Origin of the sequence: Microbacterium sp. HA-8 (genome assembly GCF_046111165.1) — a bacterium.
Classification (GTDB): domain Bacteria; phylum Actinomycetota; class Actinomycetes; order Actinomycetales; family Microbacteriaceae; genus Microbacterium.
On sequence record NZ_CP162025.1, the window covers coordinates 280207 to 297273 of the forward strand.

Consider the following 17067-nt stretch of genomic DNA (forward strand, 5'->3'; position numbering starts at 1 on the left):
CATGCGAGCGCAGGTCGCGATCGTCGGCGTAGGAACGACGAAACAGGGCGAGCTTCCCGGTCGGACAGCGAACGAAATCGCCATCGAGGCGATCGAACTCGCGCTCGTGGACGCCGGACTCACGAAGGCAGATGTCGATGGGCTCATAACCTGCCGGAATCTGCATGACCGTTTCGGCATCGACGAACAAATCGGGCACCTGCTCGGAGTGAACCCGAGGTTTGGCGCGACCCTCGATTACGGCACGGGCAACTTCTCGCTTCATCTCGCGGTGATGGCGATCGAGGCGGGTATGGCCGAGACAATCGTGCTTGCATACGGCACGAACCAGCGCTCGATGCGCTCGGGATTCGGCATCTCGGTCGGGGGCGGTGCCGAAATGGCGGCGCTCGCCGGAGTTGTGCATGTCGCCGGACCGGCGGCGCTCGCATTCCGGCGCCACCAGGAGCTGTATGGCACAACTGAGGAACAGTTGGGCTGGGTGGCGGTCGGCCAGCGTGAGTGGGCGCAGAAGAATCCGTTGGCCATCTTCCGTACTCCGCTCACGATTGACGACTATCTCTCGAGCGATCCGCTCGTAGCGCCGCTGCGCCGTGCCGACCTCACGATGATCTCGGATGGGGGGGCCGCTCTCGTGGTGACCTCGAAGCAGCGCGCGAAGGATCTTCCAAAGCAGCCCGTCATGATCGACGGCATGGCCGAGCGCACCGCCTTCCGGGCTGACCACGATCGCGACAGTCTGATGCGCCCCTGGCTCGGCGAACTCGCTCGTGATCTCTGGGCCAGCAGCGGGTACCGCCCCGAAGACATCGATGCCCTCTACATCCAGGATGCGACATCCGTATGGGTGCTCCAGATGCTCGAGTGGTACGGCTTCGCACCGGTCGGCGAGGGAGGCCGCTTCCTCGCCGAAGGTCACACCCGACCGGGCGGTTCCCTGCCGGTCAACACGAACGGCGGCCAACTCTCCGAGAGCTACATGTGGGGATGGCTCCACCTTTGTGAGGCCGTCCGCCAGCTGCGCGGTGAAGCAGGGGAGCGCCAGATAGAGGGGATCGAGGTCACCCTCGATTGTTCATCTCACGACTTTCTTAAGGGGGCGGCGTCAATTCTGACGACGAGATCATGACGTACCAAGGACTGCTTCCTGACACGCACAACGTGCTCACCGCCCCGTTCTGGGCCGCGACCCACGAGAGACGGCTGACGGCGCAACGATGCAGCTCCTGCAGTGTGTTCCGCTGGCCGCCCAGTGAGTTGTGCCCAGAGTGCGTCAGTACCGCCGCCACGTGGACGCAGCTCGCGGGCACCGCCGAGGTGTGGAGCTATGCCGTCTATCACCGCTCGATGCACCCGGCATTCACGGCTGTGCCCTATACGGTCGCGCTCCTCGAACTTCCCGAAGGCATCCGCATGTACGGAGCCGTGGTGACCTCGACCGGTGACGCCGATGCCGATGGCGAGGTGAAGATCGGCGACCAGGTGCGAGCAGCGTTTGAACGCACCGAAGACGACGTCGTTCTCGTCCGATGGATTCCAAGCGAGGAAGAATCGGCCCTCGCTGCCGTACAGCTGGAGGAGCAGCCATGACCGACCACGCGAGGCAGGTGAGCTCGACACGCAAGGGGCCGCTGGAACACGTCACCATCCTTGACCTCACCCAGCACCTCTCAGGTCCATTCGGGAGTCAGATCCTTAGCGATCTCGGCGCACGTGTCATCAAGGTCGAGCCGCCCACAGGCGACCCGACACGGCGCATTGGTCCGTACTTCGAAGACGGTGACAGCGCGTACTACCTCAGCGCGAATCGCAACAAGGAGAGCGTCGTCCTTGATCTAAAGGCGCCAGGCGGCGCCGACGCGCTTCTTGCGTTGGCCATGCGTGCTGACGTCGTCATCGAGAACTTCCGCCCGGGTACGCTGGCCAAGCTCGGAATCGACTTCGACGAGCTTCTGCGGGTCAATCCGCGGATCGTGCTGTGCTCGATCACAGGCTTCGGACCGGATGGCCCCTACCGGGCATTGCCCGCGTTCGACATCGTCGTCCAGGCGCTCGCCGGCGGCATGTCGCTCACGGGTGAGGAAAGCGGCAAGTCGGTGCGCTCCGGGCTGCCGATCGGAGACATCTGCGCCGGCATGTACGGTGCAGTCGGCACGCTCGCCGGCCTGCTCGAGGTGGGCAGGACGGGCGTTGGCATGCGTATCGACGTCTCGATGCTCGACGCACAGGTGTCAATGCTCTCGTACGTCGCGAGCTACTACCTCGCCTCAGGCGATGTCGCTGGTCGTCAGGGTCGCGGGCACATGAGCATCCCCACCTACCGGGCGTTCACTTGCCGAGACGGCAAAGACATCGTCGTGGCCGCGAACACGCAGCCGTTCTGGCAGGGTCTCGCGCGTGCGTTCGAGCGCGAAGACCTAGTCGCCGATGAACGGTTCCTCGACAATGACCTTCGCAGGGAGCATCGCGACGAACTCGATGCGGCGCTCGAGGCGGCCGTTGGCGAGCTGGATGCCGCCGAGGCTCTGGCGAGGCTTGCGGCAAACGGTGTACCGTCGGCGCCGGTGAACACCGTCGATGCCGCCCTCGCCGACCCCCAGGTGGTCCAGAGCGACATGGTGTTGCAACTTGAAGGCCGCGGGGACAGCATCCGTGCCGTCGGCAACCCGATCAAGACCCACGGAGGCCGCACCCGTCATATCGCCCCGCCCCGACTCGGCGAAGACACCGAGTCGGTGCTGCGAGACGTAGCGGGCCTGACGGATGATCAGCTCCGGAAGCTCTCGTCCGGCGGGGCGATCACCCTCGCTGCACCCCACGAAGGGTCAGCCGCGGCCTACGCCTGATCCATCGGCGGACATCCGATAACAGTTCACAAGGGAAAGAACTCGACATGCTTCGCACAGTCCTGATCGGCGTAACCCACTGGCATCTGCCGCTCTTCCTGGAGCCAATGCAGAAACGCGATGACCTCTCTTATGTAGGCGTCTCCGACCCCGATCTCGCCGGTGCGCAGAAGGTCGCCGAACGACTCGGGACGATCGCCCTCGCGGACTACCGCGAACTCGTTGAGCAGACCAAGCCGGACTTCGCGCTCGTGCTCGGTATCCATGCCGAGATGGCGGCGACGGCCGAGTTTCTCATCGAACGCGGCATCCCATTCATCATCGAGAAGCCGGCGGGACTGAACGGCGCGCAGGTCTCACACATCGCGGAACTCGCCGCCGAGCGCGACGCGTTCGCGGCCGTACCGTTCGTTTTCCGTCAGAACGGATGGGTCACCCGGATGCGGGAACACTCGGCCGGCGAGCGCTTCGACCATCTCTCGTTCACCATGATCGGGCGGCCGCCGCAGCAGTACGAACGGATGGCGTCGGGCTGGGTGCTAGACCGCGCCCGTTCCGGAGGCGGAGCGCTTATCAATCTGGGCATCCACTTTCTCGACCTCATCCCCTACCTGGTGCCGGACGAGCCGGTCGAGGTAGTGGGCGCCGCGATCTCGAACACGGCCTGGGACCTCTCCATCGAGGATTTCGCGTCGGTGATCCTCAAGGTCGGCACGAGTCTTGCGACGATCCAGACCGGCTACCGTTACACCTCGCCGGACGAGTACATGGATATGCACTTCTCGGTGCGGACGGCCGCCTCGTATTACGTCGCTCGTACCCCCACCGAAGTGCAGGTGACCACGCCAGAGGGGGGCATCGAGACGTGGGCGGTCAGCACCATGAACATGAAGACCTACCCGTTCTTCGTGAACGATGCCATCGAGCGGGTGTTGCGGGGAGACATGCCTGCGTTCGACCTCAGCGACGCGGCACGTGCGATGCGTCTGCTAGATCGAATCTACGAGAAGGCCGGTGCGATTCTTCCGTCGACACCGGGATCCGCAACACAGGAATAGGAGAAGACCGTGGCAGAACAGAAGCGTCGGGGCCTGCTGCACGTGCAGATGGACATCGCGCCTGAGCACGAAGACGAGTTGAACACGTGGTACTGGCAGGAGCATCTTCCCGAGCGACTTGCTGTTCCGGGTTTCCTGAGCGGGCGCCGGTTCGAGATCGTCGACGGCGGCCCGCCGAAGTACCTCGCGATATACGACCTCGAGGATGTGTCGGTGCTGGACAGCCCGGAGTATCAGCGGCTCATCAATCCCCCCGATCCGCGGACGAAAGAGATCGGACGGATGCTTAACACGAACATCCGTCGGGTCTACGTCGAGATCCCGCGGATGGAGGCATAGTCCGGATGAAGCAGCTGCTGCTCTTCCCAGGGATGGCCCAGGATGCACGCGCTTACGATTTGACCGGCTTCCCGCAGGAGCAGGCATACGTGTATCCCGGGCATGGCGGCCGCGAGTCGCAGGTCGTCACTCTGGACGGGCTGGCCGATGAGGCCCTCCGCGGACGAGTCGGCCGGCTCGACCTCGTCGGCGTGGCGCTGGGCGGCATTATCGCGCAGCATGTGATGGTCCAGCATCCGCACAGAGTCCGCTCGGCAGTCCTCGCAAACACTCCGGCCGGCGTGTCGAACCGGTCTCCGCTGATCGAACGAGCCGAGGCGACCGCCGCGACCGGCCCGCAGGTCGACGAGCTGATCGCACGTTGGCTGCGGCCGTCCACGATCGCAGATGACGGCGAGGCCGTGCGATACCTCCGCGAGGTGCTCGAGACGATCTCGTGGGACGGTCTCGCGAACGTCCAGCGGGCGATGGCCGATCACGATCTCGTGACAGCGCTGGAGGGAAATACTCATCCGGTGACGGTCATCATCGGAGAGGACGACTATGTCGGGATCGGTGCAGCCGAGCGCCTCGCCGCCCTGTTCGTCAACCATCGCGTACGCCGCATTCCCGGCGGACACATGGTGCACCTCGACAACCCCCGGGGATTCCGCGAGACGGTGCTGGAGCATGTCGAATGGGTCGATGACCTCGAACGCGCGGCCGACGGCGCACGTGAATCAGAGAGAAGGAGCGCATGACCGATACTCAGGTCAAGGGACTGCTGATGGTGCAGATGGAGGTCGCACCGGAGGATGTCGCAGAACTGGATGCCTGGTACTGGGAGGAGCACATCCCTGAGCGCCTCGCCTGTCCGGGGTTCCTGTCTGCGCGGCGCTTCCAGATGGCCGATGGCTCTCCGAAGTTCGTCGCTCTCTACGAGCTCGACGGCATCGGGGCGCTCGAGACCTCTGAATACCGGTACGTGATCGAGAACAGCACCGCGCGCACGAAGGCAGTGGGTCGGATGGCGACGATCACACGCGTCGAATACATCGAGCTACACGATCCGGCTCCGCAAGGCGAGCCGGCCGGCCCGTGACGACGCTTCTGCTCCACCCGATCGGACTGGACCGGCATACGTGGGACGGTGTAGCGATCGACAACGCGCTGGCTGTCGATCTGCCCGGTCACGGTGGGGCTCCCGGTGCTGAGCTACCGAGCCTCGACGATGTCGCCGATGCCGTACTCGAGGCGGTTCCGCTCGAGCTCGGACCCCTGGATGTCGTCGGGCTGTCACTTGGCGGGATGGTGGCGCTGCACGCCGTGCTCCGGCACCCTCAGCGAATACGGTCTCTGGTGGTGGCATGTGCCCCTGCGTTGTCGCCGGCAGACGCGATGCTCCAGCGGGCGGCCGACACGGAGCGACTAGGCATGCGCGGGATGATGCCCTCAACACTGCAGCGCTGGTTCAGCGCCGACGTTCTCGAGCACACCCCGGATTTTGTCGACACGGCAGCGAGGATGCTGCTCGCCAACGACCCGCGTGTTGTTGCACACTTCTGGCGTCTAATTTCGCAGCATGATGTGCGGACACGATTAAGCGAAATTCGCGTGTTCACGACGATCGTCGCGGGTCGAGCCGACCTCTCGGTTCCTCGGCCCGCCGCGCAAGCACTCGCTAGAGGCATTCCGGGCGCACGCTATGTGGAGCTCCCTGGCGCACACATGCTGCACCTCGAGGCCCCAGGCGCCTTCGCCGAGACCATCCGCGAACATACCTTCGTTGCACAGTATTCGTGACTGTAAGACTCGACCGCCTTCGGGCTTAATCAGGCCGATGCCGCAGATGCTTGCAGCCATGCGGGAGGTTGATCGGCAAGTGCGCGCGATATGCCTCGCGCAGCCATCAACACGGCGGGTATGTGTTCTCGCACCGCCGGTGTACCTTCACCGCGGACCGCGACCGAGACGGCGGCGATGACGTCTCCGGATGTCGATCTGATCGGAGCCGCAACGGAGACCGCTTCGCTTGTCATCTGTCGATCGCAGATGGCGTATCCGTCGCGACGCACGTCCGCAAGGATCCGACGAAGCGAGCCGACGTCGACGATAGTGAACGGTGTGAAACGCGGCAGCGACTTCTCGACCACATCGTTGAACACATCTGCGGGGGCGTGGGCGAGCAGCACCAGCCCCGCACCCGTTGTGCGCATCGGCAGTCGGGTTGCGGCCCTTGTACGGAGCGGTACTGAGCCATGACCGGAGAGATGCGATACGAAGATCGCTTCGGTGCCTTCTCTTACGCCGAGTCGCACGTTTCCATGAGTGGCCTCATATAGGTCTTCGAGGAACGGCAGGGCCGCATCAACCAGCCCGGTGCTGCGCGGAGCAAGCGATCCGAGTTCCCAGAGGTGCAGGCCGATGCGGTACACCCCGTTCTCGTCGCGTTCGAGGCCCCCCCAGTCGACCAGCTCCCCGAGAATGCGGTGCACGGTCGTAAGAGGAAGACTGGTCGATCGGCCGATCGCAGACAGCGACATCGGTCGTCGTGTCCGGTAAAGGGCATCGAGGACGGCGAAGACCTTCTGTGGGGCGGTCAGCGAGCGGTCATCGTCAAGGAGCTTTTCGCCGCCAGGCTTGGACCGGCCTTCACGAGGCATCGTACTCACTCTTTCCCCTGGTTCCCGCGCGGTGCCCGGAACAGTATCAGCCTATCCGTCGGTTTTCGTGCCCTTCTCGGCCGTAGGCTGAATGTATGCCTCAGAAGACTTGGTTCATTACTGGCGCGTCTCGCGGCTTCGGCCGCCAGTGGGCTATCGCAGCGCTCGAGAGAGGTGACCGGGTGGCCGCCACGGTGCGAGATATCTCGACCCTCGATGATCTCGTCGAGCGGTTCGGCGATACCATCCTGCCCATTGCACTGGATGTGACTGATCGGCAGTCTGACCTGTCGGCGGTCTCCTCCGCCGCGTCGCACTTCGGCGGGCTCGATGTCGTCGTGAACAACGCTGGCTATGGCCAATTTGGGATGGTCGAAGAGGTGACCGAGAGCGAAGCGCGAGACCAGTTCGAGACGAATGTCTTCGGCGCGCTCTGGATCACCCAGGCGGCCGTGCCGATCATGCGGGCGCAGGGGTACGGCCACATCATCCAAGTGTCCTCGATCGGAGGAATCACAGCGTTCGTCAACCTCGGAATTTATCACGCGTCGAAATGGGCGCTCGAGGGCTTCTCGCAATCGCTCGCGCAGGAAGTCGCCGAGTTCGGCATTCACGTGACCTTGATTGAGCCAGGTGGATTCGCGACTGACTGGAGTGGGGCAAGCGCCAGCCGCTCGACGCCGATTGCTGCATACGACGGAGCTCGCCAGCGGCGTCAGCAGCAACGCCAATCGCAGGTCCCTGGAAGTCCCGAAGCATCCGCGGCGGCGATGATGCGAATCGTCGACGCCGAGAAGCCGCCGCTGCGAGTATTTTTCGGGACAGCTCCCCGACCAATCGCGGAAGCGGACTACGCAGCGCGGCTCAAGACGTGGGAGGAATGGCAGGACGTGGCTGAACTCGCGCAAGGCTGACGAGCAACGGTCTCGCGCGCTACGTCCGTGACTCTCCGACGAAATCGAAATGCGAGGGTGTCCTTCGCAGCAGCTCGGCTGCTCCACGATCGGCGATACCACGACCCACGGTTCCTCCGTCGGCAAACGTCGGTTGAGCGTACGCGCCACTATCATCGCAAGCCGCGCGGCGGTGACAGAGTTGGGGCTCAGATGGATTGGTCCGCCAAGTGTCCCCTCGGGCGAGCACTCTGCGAATCCACGGCCGGCCAGACCGACGAAGCGGCGCGTCGCATCCGCACCATCGAGGGAAGGTCTCGTGTCGATCAGAGGAAAGTGTGCTGCTATCGCGAAGGCACATGAGGGCGGATGCGCGGCAGTTGGTATCGCGTAGAGACCCTGAAGCGGCCACCACGATGAGTTTCGATGCCGCTTCGCGTGGGCCGCGGTCAGCAATATATGAAGGCCGGGCCTTGATGACTACGAGCGATCCTTCGGCGTCAGCGCCTTCCTGAATTGCATTGGCGAGCTGCTGGGGCAAGTTCCTCTTGCAGTTGTGGCCGGGTGCTCAGAATTTCACGACTCCGCCCGATCGAACCGAAACCCCCCCCGACCACTCGGCATGACGTTGATGGGCCTCCGGACCTTCATTAGGACGCCCCTCGAATCTGCGTCCATTGTCTCGCATCGGCTCAAGCGCATCCCTCGAATCGTTCGCGAACTGGCGAATATGGAGAGCAGCATGCTGGCTGGGCTCGAAGACACTGGGGGTACGTGCGTTTTCACAGGTGCGTCAGTGATCTCCAACCTTCATCCGACGATGCTCACGACGGATGGACCGCCGACTTAGACGGATCGGACGCCAAGCTATCTGACTTCGTCGCGTGACCCAGATGTGGATGCCTGTGCGGGATTGTGTCCGCCGTCGTGAGGGTCCGCATGACCTCGTCGAGTACTTCGCCCACCGACGTGTACCGAGAGGAAAGCACTAGGTCACGCAACCACACGACCTCGGTAAGTTCCGCGACGCACGCCACTGCGCATCGCGGATCGTTGTGCGGAAACCAGTGATCCTGGATGATCGACTCCGTCGCCGTGAGACGACGCAACTCGAATCGGGGGCTATCACACACTGACATGCTCACTCCCAAAGTCAAATCTGACCTGCGCACGAGCCTCCGTGACACCCCGAGAATAACCCTGGCGATACGACCAGGCAAGGGGGCCCCGCAGCGAAGCCGTCATCCCCGTGCGCGCGCTACGTCGGAGCGCTCCGCAGTGGATAGCCGCACCAGGTGGGGGAGGACTCACGACATGGGCGGTGGTGTTCGACTGCCGCTCAAACAGAAATGCCCCGCCAGGTGCTGTGACCGGACGGGGCCGGCGAGAACCAGCCTCGGATTTTTGGACTCGCCGTGCTCAAGGATATCTACCCGGATGGGGAGCGCCGATACGCCCAGTCCGTATGCTGCCCGTCTAGCTCGGCTTGTGCCTTCGCGACGACAACGATCGAACCCAAAAAATATTTGGATGCACTCTCGAGTCACTCCGGTCAATTCGCGCCTTCGGGCCCCTTCGTCGCCTCGGGCGAGCCGGCATGCGTTCTCGTCGTCTTCCCGGCACATTCCCGGCACATGACGCCCAGACGTGCGGGTACAAAAGGATGCTGAATTGACTGGAGGGCTTAGTGTCCGGTGCGGACGGTCAGCGATAAATGCCAGCTAGTCAGGGAATTAGAGAAACCCCCGCGAGTAGAAGCCTCACGAGGGTTTCAGTGGCTCCGACGGGCGTCGATCCCGTGACCTCACGATTTTCAGTCGTGCGCTCTACCAACTGAGCTACAGAGCCTCGCGGCGGGTGATCCGAGGAGCAGCCGTGCCGCGATCTAAGACGAAAGGCCCTTCTCGATGAAAAGGGCCCGTCGCTCAGAGCGACCCTGACGGGACTTGAACCCGCGACCTCCGCCGTGACAGGGCGGCACGCTAACCAACTGCGCTACAGGGCCATGCATATTCAGTTGTGGTGACCCCAACGGGATTCGAACCCGTGCTACCGCCGTGAAAGGGCGGCGTCCTAGGCCGCTAAACGATGGGGCCGAGCGAACCCCTGATCAGAGTCGACCCGGTGCTCACGCTTACCGACGGTCAAGCATACGCAATCCCCGGGCGATCCGCCAATCGGAGCGCGTCGCGCTGGCCGGACGGCCCTCGTGGGGGGATGCTGGATCCACGAGCTGTGCCGAATGCAAGCGATCACGCGCAGCATCCATCGCCGTGCTCAGCGAATCGAATCGTTGCGGATGTGACGGATGTTGCTAGTGTGGTCGCTGTTGCTGGCTCGACGACCGGGAGGGGCGCAGGTGTCCAGTACGAACGACATGGCGCGCGCCGCCGAGCCCGACTGCGGCTGCGCGCCCACGGCCGCCGAGAGCAGCGCCTTCGCGACTGCGACATCGGCCGCGCGCGCCCGACCGCTGAGCAGGCGATGGGTTCTCGGCCTCGGAGCTTTCGGCCTCGTCGCCGCGGGAGCGCTCGCCGCACCCATGATCCCGGCCGCGTTCGCCGCCGACTATCCCACCTGGGACGATGTACAGCGCGCCAAGCAGAACGAGGCGAGCAAGGCAGGCGAGGTCTCTCGCATCCAGGGCCTCATCCAGCAGCTGCAGAACGACGTCGCTACGACCCGCGCCGCGGCCGAGCAGGCGGCCCAGGAGTTCTTCGAGGCCGAAGAGGCCTACTTCGCCGCCGCCGAGCGCGCCGACAGCCTGCAGGCGCAGGCAGATGCTCAGGCGCAGGCCGCGCGCGACGCCTCCGAGCGCGCAGGCCGGGTCGCGGCCCAGCTGTACCGCACCGGCGGGGACGACACGTCACTCGAGCTGTTCTTCTCGGGATCCGCGGCGGGCGCCGAAGACCTGCTCTCGCGCCTGGGCACGATGGACAAGGTGCTCGAGCGAAACAAGGAGACCTTCGCCGAGGCCGTGACGGCCCAGAACTCGGCGCAGTCCCTCAGCGATCAGGCTCAGGTCGCTCGCGACGAACGTGATCGTCTCAAGCAGGTCGCCGAAGAGAAGATGATCGCCTCGCAGAACGCAGCGCTCGCCGCGGAGGCCGCGCTGCAGGCGCAGTCGGAGAACCTCATCGTGCTCGAGGCGCAGCTCGCAGCACTCCAGGACACCACCGCGCAGACCGTCGCCGGATATCAGGCGGGCGTCGAGGCGCGTCGCCGGGCGGAAGAGGAGGCCCGTCGCCGGGCCGCTGAAGAAGCCCGCCGCCTCGCCGAGGAAGCGGCCAAGCAGAACCAGAACAACGGCGGAGGGGGCGGGGGCGGCAGCACGTCGCCCGGGCAGCCCACGACATCGGGTTGGGCGCGCCCCTCGGGCGGTCGGGTCACGAGCCGCTACGGCTACCGCGACACGATCTGCACCCCGAACTACGGCTGCACCGGCTCGCACTACGGCACCGACATGGCCGCCGGCTGCGGAGCGGGAATCTACGCGGCCGCGAGTGGCCGTGTCGTCTTCGCGACGTCGAACGGGCAGTTCGGCAACCACGTGCGCATCGACCACGGGGGCGGCATCGTCACGACGTACTCGCACCTGAGCGGCTACAACGTCAGCTATGGCCAGAGCGTCTCGGTGGGGCAGCTGATCGGCCGGGAGGGCCAGACGGGGCTCGTGCAGGGCTGCCACCTGCACTTCGAGGTGCGTCAGAACGGCAACCGCATCAACCCCGAGTCGTTCATGGGCGCGCGCGGCGTGTCGATCTAGCGACAGCATCCCGCGCGGTGTCCTGACCTGTTGGGGCGTCAGCGCGCGTTGTTGCCGTTGGGGCGTCACCGCGACGTTGGGGCGTGCTGCAGCGCGCCCCAACGTGATTTCAACGCCCCAATGTGCGCCCGCGCGCCGAAACACAAGGCGCCGGTCCCCCGCGTGGGTCCCGGCGCTTTGCGCGTGTGCGGAGGCTCAGACGGTGCTGGGCGCCTCGCCCTCACCCTGCGTGCGGGTGACGCCCTCGTGCTCCTCGAAGCGTACGATCGACTCGGCGAGCAGACGCTCGGCCTCGGCCGCGTCCGCCCACTGATCGACCTTGACCCATTTGTTCGGCTCGAGGTCCTTGTAGTGCTCGAAGAAGTGACCGATCTCCTTCTTCGTGAACTCGGGGATGTCCTCGACGTCCTGGATGTGGTCCCAGCGCGGGTCCTTCGCCAGCACGGCGACGAGCTTGTCGTCTCCGCCGGCCTCGTCGCTCATCTTCAGCACGCCGACGGGGCGCACCTTGACCATGACGCCCGGGTAGAGGTCGTAGTCGAGCAGGACCAGGACGTCGAGCGGGTCGCCGTCCTCGCCGAGGGTGTTCTCGAAGAACCCGTAGTTGGCCGGGTAGCCGAAGGTGGTGTACAGCACGCGGTCGAGGAAGACACGGCCGGTGCCGTGGTCTACCTCGTACTTGATGCGGCTGCCGCGGGGGATCTCGATGACGGCGTCGTGCGCGCTCATGCGTGTGCTCCTCGTGCAGGCGGGGGTCGTGTCGGTCGGCGGATGCCGCGAAACAGCCTAGCCGGGGGCGATGACGCGCCCGTGCGCCCGAGTAGCGTGGTCGGGATGACCGCCCGCGCCCCCCTCGATCCCGCTGTCGCCGCCGTGCGTCTCGCCACTCGGCGCGCGCTCGCCTCCCACGCGGACGCGGCGGTCATCGTCGGGGTCTCGGGCGGTGCGGACTCGCTCGCGCTCGCGTCGGCGGTCGCCTTCGAAGCGCCGAAGCTCGGCATCCGTGCGCTCGCCGTCACCGTCGATCACGGCCTGCAAAAGGGGTCGGATGCTGTCGCCGCGGCCGCCGCCCGCACGTGCACGGCACTCGGGCTCGAGGCCCGCGTGATCGCGGTGCAGGTCGGGGGATCGGGTGGTCCCGAGGCCGCGGCGCGCGATGCCCGGCGGCGGGCTCTGCGCGCGGCGGCGGTCGAGATCGGGGCGCCGGCGATCCTGCTCGCGCACACGCTCGACGATCAGGCCGAGACGGTGCTGCTGGGTCTTGCCCGCGGAGCGGGCGCGGCGAGCCTGGCCGGCATGGCGGGGTCGCGCGCCGACGAGGGCGGGGTGCAGTGGGTGCGACCCCTGCTGGATCTGCGCCGCACCGACACCGTCGCGGCGTGCGCGGCGCAGGGGCTCGAGCCGTGGCGCGATCCGCACAACGACGACGTCGCCTTCGCCCGCGTGCGGGTGCGGCGCCGGGTGCTCCCGGTGCTCGAGGCGGAGATCGGACCGGGCGTCGCCGAGGCGCTGGCTCGCACGGCCGACCAGCTGCGCGAGGACGACGAGGCCTTCCGCGACATGATCGAGGAGATGATCGAGGACATCGTCGAGCACGCCGAGGCGGGCATCGCGATCTCGGTGCGCGCGCTCGCGGCGAATCCCGCGGCCCTGCGCCACCGGGTGATCCGGCACGTCGTCGCCAGCGAGTTCGGGGTCTCGCTCACCCGTTCCCAGACGCTCGAGGTCGCGCGGCTCGTGACGGATTGGTCCGGTCAGGGGCCGATCGACCTGCCCGGATGCCGCGCTCAACGCACCGGGGCCCGTCTGACGTTCGCGGCCCGGGCGTGAGCCGCAGCATCTGAGCGCAGCATCCACGCCCCCTGGCGTTGGGACGTTGAAATCGCGCCGGAGCGTCTCGACATGGTGTTGGGGCGTCGAAATCGCGCCGGGGCGTCTCGACATGGCGTTGGGGCGTTGAAATCACGTTGGGGCGCGCTGCAGCACGCCCCAACGTCGCGCTGACGCCCCAACGCCGCCCGTGCACGCCCCAACGCCACCCGCGCGCCCCCAACACCGCCCGCGCACCCCAACGCCACCCGCGCACGCCCCAACGCCGCCCGCGCACAGCCCGAGGCGACAGCTGTACCGCGCCTAGACTCGGACCATGCGCGCCGCCGACATCGCCGAGGACCTGACCGATGTGCTCGTGACCGAGGAGCAGATCAAAGCCAAGCTCGAAGAGCTCGCGGCCCAGGTCGCGAGCGACTACGAGGGTCAGGATCTGCTCCTGGTCGGCGTGCTCAAGGGGGCCGTCATGGTGATGGCGGACTTCGCGCGTGCTCTGCCGATGCTCGTCCCGATCGACTGGATGGCGGTGTCCTCATACGGCACCGGCACCCGATCGAGCGGCGTCGTGCAGATCCGCAAGGACCTCGACACCGATCTGCACGGCAAGCACGTGCTCATCATCGAGGACATCATCGACTCGGGCCTCACCCTCAGCTGGCTGCTCGAGAACTTCGCCTCCCGCGGGGCCGCATCGGTCGAGGTGCTCGCGCTGCTGCGCAAGCCCAAGGCGATGAAGGTGCACGTCGAGTGCCGCTACGTCGGCTTCGACATCCCGAACGACTTCGTCGTCGGCTACGGCCTGGACTACGCCGAGCGGTACCGCAACCTTCGGGATGTCGCCGTCTTGGCGCCGCACGTCTACTCCTGACCGCAAAGCCCGCACACGCACCCGCACCCACCCACCCACCCGCACCGCCACGCACCGCGCCGCGCCGCACCGCCACACACCGCGCCGCGCCGCACCGCCCCCGCGCCGCGTACGCCGTGGGCGAATGCACAGGCGCCCCCTAGCATGCGCGCGCTACCCTGAGACGACCGCCCGTGAGCGGCCTGTCGACGAAAGGGCATCGGGGCGCACCCGCCACCATGGACTTCAAGAAGATCACCCGCAACCCCCTGATCTACGTGCTGCTGATCGGGGTGTTCCTCATCGTGGGCTTCACGCTGATCTCGAGCCTGGGCGGGGCCAAGCAGATCTCCACCCAGGAGGGTCTCGAGCTGCTCGGTGGCGGAACGGTCACCGAGGTCGTCAACACCGACGGCGACCAGCGGGTCGACATGACGCTCTCGAGCCCCTACGACGGTGCCGACGACGTGCAGTTCTACTACGTCTCGGCGCGCGCCGACGAGGTCGTGCAGGCCATCGACGCCGCCGATCCCGAGAACGGCTACAACGACGTCGTGCCCCAGCCCAGCTGGTTCGACGGCTTCCTCTCGCTCATGATCCCGCTGCTGCTGCTGGGCGTGCTGTTCTGGTTCCTGCTCTCGTCGGCACAGGGCGGCGGCAGCAAGGTCATGCAGTTCGGCAAGTCCAAGGCCAAGCTCGTCTCCAAGGAGTCACCCACGGTGACCTTCGCGGACGTCGCCGGCTCGGACGAGGCGATCGAAGAGCTGCAGGAGATCAAGGACTTCCTGAAAGACCCGACCAAGTTCCAGGCCGTGGGCGCCCGCATCCCGAAGGGCGTGCTGCTGTACGGCCCTCCCGGAACCGGAAAGACGCTCCTCGCACGCGCGGTCGCGGGTGAGGCCGGCGTGCCGTTCTACTCGATCTCCGGATCGGACTTCGTCGAGATGTTCGTGGGCGTCGGCGCCAGCCGCGTGCGCGACCTGTTCAACCAGGCCAAGGAGAACTCGCCGGCGATCATCTTCATCGACGAGATCGACGCCGTCGGCCGTCACCGCGGCGCCGGCATGGGCGGCGGGCACGACGAGCGCGAGCAGACGCTCAACCAGATGCTCGTGGAGATGGACGGCTTCGATCCCAAGGTCAACGTCATCGTCATCGCCGCGACGAACCGCCCCGACATCCTCGACCCCGCACTCCTGCGCCCGGGTCGCTTCGACCGGCAGATCGGCGTCGACGCCCCCGACCTGCAGGGACGCAAACGCATCCTCGAGGTGCACGGCCGCGGCAAGCCGCTCGCCGACGGCGTCGACCTCGAGGTCGTCGCGCGCAAGACGCCCGGCTTCACCGGTGCCGACCTCGCGAACGTCCTGAACGAGGCCGCGCTGCTGACGGCGCGCTCCAACGCGCAGCTGATCGACAACCGCGCGCTGGATGAGGCCATCGATCGCGTCATGGCCGGTCCGCAGCGCCGCACCCGGGTGATGAAAGACAAGGAGAGGCTCATCACTGCCTACCATGAGGGCGGCCACGCGCTCGCGGCGGCGGCGATGAACCACACCGACCCCGTCACCAAGATCACGATCCTGCCCCGCGGCAAAGCTCTCGGGTACACGATGGTGCTGCCCCTCGACGACAAGTACTCCGTCACCCGCAACGAGCTGCAGGACCAGCTCGCATACGCGATGGGTGGCCGTGTGGCCGAGGAGATCGTCTTCCACGACCCCACGACGGGCGCCTCGAACGACATCGAGAAGGCGACCAGCATCGCCCGCAAGATGGTCACCGAGTACGGCATGACGAACGAGGTCGGCCCCGTCAAACTCGGCCAGTCCAGCGGCGAGGTCTTCATGGGCCGAGACATGGGGCACGGCCGCGAGTTCAGCGAGACGATGGCCGAGCGGGTGGACGCGCAGGTGCGCAGCCTCATCGAGCAGGCGCACAACGAGGCCTACGAGGTCATCAACGCCAACCGCGATGTGCTCGACAAGCTCGCCCTCGAACTGCTCGAGAAAGAGACCCTCGATCACCTGCAGCTCGAGGACATCTTCCGCGACGTCAAGAAGCTGCCGCCGCGCCCGCAGTGGCTTTCGAGCGAGAACCGCCCCGTGTCCCCGCTGCCGCCCGTCGCCGTGCCGCGGCAGAGGCTGCCCGAGGGCATCGCCGCCGACGTCGCCGCCGAAGAGGCGGTGGTCGAGGCCAAGCCCCGGCGCCGCCCGAGCGGGCAGGCGCGACCGGCGACGGCCTAGCCCATGGCGGTAGACACACAGCGCGTCGAGGCGCTCGTGCGAGAGCTGCTCGTCGCGATCGGCGAGGATCCGGACCGGCCGGGACTGAGGCGCACCCCGCAGCGGGTCGCCGAGGCGTATGCCGAGTTCTTCGCGGGTCTGGGGCAGGATGCCGGTGAGCCGCTCTCGCATCCGATCTCGGTGTCGCGGGGGCCCGAGCCCGAGACGGTCCCCTCCGGCGCGGTCCTGCTGCGCGACATCGCGTTCCGCTCGGTCTGCGAGCACCACCTCCTGCTCTTCCGCGGGGTCGCACACATCGCGTACCTGCCGGGCGAGCAGGTCGTCGGGCTCGGCGCCCTGCCCCGTGTGGTCGACATCCTGTCGGCCCGCCCGCAGGTGCAGGAGCGGCTCGGTGAGCAGATCGCCGACACCATCCAGAATGCGATCGACGCCCGCGGAGTGCTGGTGGTGCTCGACGCGCGCCACGGCTGCGTGACGATGCGGGGCGGACGTCAGCCCGACGCGACGACGGTGACGATCGCGGCGCGGGGCGAGCTGGCCGAGCCGGCCGCGCGTGCCGAGCTGATCGCCCTGATGTCGGGCGCGCGGTCGTGACCGCCC

16 protein-coding genes and 3 tRNA genes are annotated in these 17067 nt (G+C 66.4%); 14 read left to right on the forward strand and 5 right to left on the reverse strand.

Going from position 1 to position 17067, the window contains the following annotated elements:
- Position 1 precedes the first annotated feature (1 nt).
- From AB2L57_RS01270 to AB2L57_RS01305, 8 genes are read left to right on the forward strand one after another with little or no spacing between them, the layout of a single operon-like run.
- Complete coding sequence (locus AB2L57_RS01270) at positions 2 to 1129, forward strand: thiolase C-terminal domain-containing protein (RefSeq protein WP_036300524.1); 1128 nt, start codon at positions 2 to 4, stop codon at positions 1127 to 1129.
- Complete coding sequence (locus AB2L57_RS01275; RefSeq protein WP_051513868.1) at positions 1126 to 1590, forward strand: Zn-ribbon domain-containing OB-fold protein; 465 nt, start codon at positions 1126 to 1128, stop codon at positions 1588 to 1590. The genes AB2L57_RS01270 and AB2L57_RS01275 overlap by 4 nt, the downstream gene beginning before the upstream one ends.
- Entirely contained in the window at positions 1587 to 2846 is a 1260-nt protein-coding gene (locus AB2L57_RS01280) for a CaiB/BaiF CoA-transferase family protein (protein WP_219811477.1), read from the forward strand. Before AB2L57_RS01275 ends, AB2L57_RS01280 begins: the two co-directional genes overlap by 4 nt.
- 47 nt (positions 2847 to 2893) lie before the next feature.
- Positions 2894 to 3904, forward strand: a complete 1011-nt coding sequence (locus tag AB2L57_RS01285) for a Gfo/Idh/MocA family protein (protein ID WP_409047891.1) — start codon at positions 2894 to 2896, stop codon at positions 3902 to 3904.
- A gap of 9 nt (positions 3905 to 3913) precedes the next feature.
- Complete coding sequence (locus AB2L57_RS01290) at positions 3914 to 4243, forward strand: hypothetical protein (protein ID WP_409047892.1); 330 nt, start codon at positions 3914 to 3916, stop codon at positions 4241 to 4243.
- 5 nt (positions 4244 to 4248) lie between these two features.
- The gene (locus AB2L57_RS01295) at positions 4249 to 4983 is read left to right on the forward strand and encodes an alpha/beta fold hydrolase (protein ID WP_409047893.1); all 735 of its coding nucleotides are present in this window, start codon (positions 4249 to 4251) and stop codon (positions 4981 to 4983) included.
- Positions 4980 to 5324, forward strand: a complete 345-nt coding sequence (locus AB2L57_RS01300) for a DUF4286 family protein (RefSeq protein ID WP_157814003.1) — start codon at positions 4980 to 4982, stop codon at positions 5322 to 5324. The genes AB2L57_RS01295 and AB2L57_RS01300 overlap by 4 nt, the downstream gene beginning before the upstream one ends.
- Positions 5321 to 6025 carry an alpha/beta fold hydrolase gene (locus AB2L57_RS01305; RefSeq protein WP_157814002.1) on the forward strand — a complete coding sequence of 235 codons (705 nt, stop codon included), beginning with the start codon at positions 5321 to 5323 and terminating at the stop codon, positions 6023 to 6025. The genes AB2L57_RS01300 and AB2L57_RS01305 overlap by 4 nt, the downstream gene beginning before the upstream one ends.
- A 29-nt stretch (positions 6026 to 6054) precedes the next feature.
- Here AB2L57_RS01305 and AB2L57_RS01310 read toward each other — a convergent pair whose 3' ends face one another.
- Entirely contained in the window at positions 6055 to 6885 is an 831-nt protein-coding gene (locus AB2L57_RS01310; RefSeq protein WP_100812278.1) for an IclR family transcriptional regulator, read from the reverse strand.
- 95 nt (positions 6886 to 6980) lie between these two features.
- Here AB2L57_RS01310 and AB2L57_RS01315 point away from each other — a divergent pair, with 95 nt between their 5' ends.
- Positions 6981 to 7799 (forward strand): SDR family oxidoreductase, encoded by an 819-nt coding sequence (locus tag AB2L57_RS01315; RefSeq protein ID WP_100812277.1) that lies wholly within the window; start codon positions 6981 to 6983, stop codon positions 7797 to 7799.
- 1754 nt (positions 7800 to 9553) lie between these two features.
- Here AB2L57_RS01315 and AB2L57_RS01320 read toward each other — a convergent pair.
- The 3 genes from AB2L57_RS01320 to AB2L57_RS01330 all read right to left on the reverse strand — a co-directional run bounded on the left by AB2L57_RS01320 (position 9554) and on the right by AB2L57_RS01330 (position 9874).
- Positions 9554 to 9626, reverse strand: a tRNA-Phe gene (locus AB2L57_RS01320).
- 83 nt (positions 9627 to 9709) lie between these two features.
- Positions 9710 to 9783: transfer RNA gene (locus tag AB2L57_RS01325), tRNA-Asp, on the reverse strand.
- 15 nt (positions 9784 to 9798) lie between these two features.
- Positions 9799 to 9874: transfer RNA gene (locus AB2L57_RS01330), tRNA-Glu, on the reverse strand.
- A gap of 263 nt (positions 9875 to 10137) precedes the next feature.
- Here AB2L57_RS01330 and AB2L57_RS01335 point away from each other — a divergent pair.
- Complete coding sequence (locus AB2L57_RS01335) at positions 10138 to 11544, forward strand: M23 family metallopeptidase (protein ID WP_292813285.1); 1407 nt, start codon at positions 10138 to 10140, stop codon at positions 11542 to 11544.
- 195 nt (positions 11545 to 11739) lie between these two features.
- On the opposite strand, the gene ppa is transcribed toward AB2L57_RS01335, so the two are convergent.
- Entirely contained in the window at positions 11740 to 12273 is a 534-nt protein-coding gene (ppa, locus tag AB2L57_RS01340) for an inorganic diphosphatase (protein WP_292813288.1), read from the reverse strand.
- Positions 12274 to 12378: 105 nt separating this feature from the next.
- Between ppa and tilS the strand changes: the two genes are divergently transcribed.
- The 4 genes from tilS (at position 12379) to folE (ending at position 17061) form a co-directional block, all read left to right on the forward strand.
- Positions 12379 to 13374 carry a tRNA lysidine(34) synthetase TilS gene (gene tilS / locus AB2L57_RS01345; RefSeq protein ID WP_409047894.1) on the forward strand — a complete coding sequence of 332 codons (996 nt, stop codon included), beginning with the start codon at positions 12379 to 12381 and terminating at the stop codon, positions 13372 to 13374.
- Between the two features lie 316 nt (positions 13375 to 13690).
- The gene (hpt, locus tag AB2L57_RS01350) at positions 13691 to 14242 is read left to right on the forward strand and encodes a hypoxanthine phosphoribosyltransferase (RefSeq protein WP_292813293.1); all 552 of its coding nucleotides are present in this window, start codon (positions 13691 to 13693) and stop codon (positions 14240 to 14242) included.
- 218 nt (positions 14243 to 14460) lie between these two features.
- On the forward strand, positions 14461 to 16467 hold the full coding sequence (gene ftsH, locus AB2L57_RS01355) for an ATP-dependent zinc metalloprotease FtsH (protein WP_292813295.1): 2007 nt from the start codon (positions 14461 to 14463) through the stop codon (positions 16465 to 16467).
- Between the two features lie 3 nt (positions 16468 to 16470).
- The gene (gene folE, locus AB2L57_RS01360; protein ID WP_292813297.1) at positions 16471 to 17061 is read left to right on the forward strand and encodes a GTP cyclohydrolase I; all 591 of its coding nucleotides are present in this window, start codon (positions 16471 to 16473) and stop codon (positions 17059 to 17061) included.
- Positions 17062 to 17067: the final 6 nt, after the last annotated feature.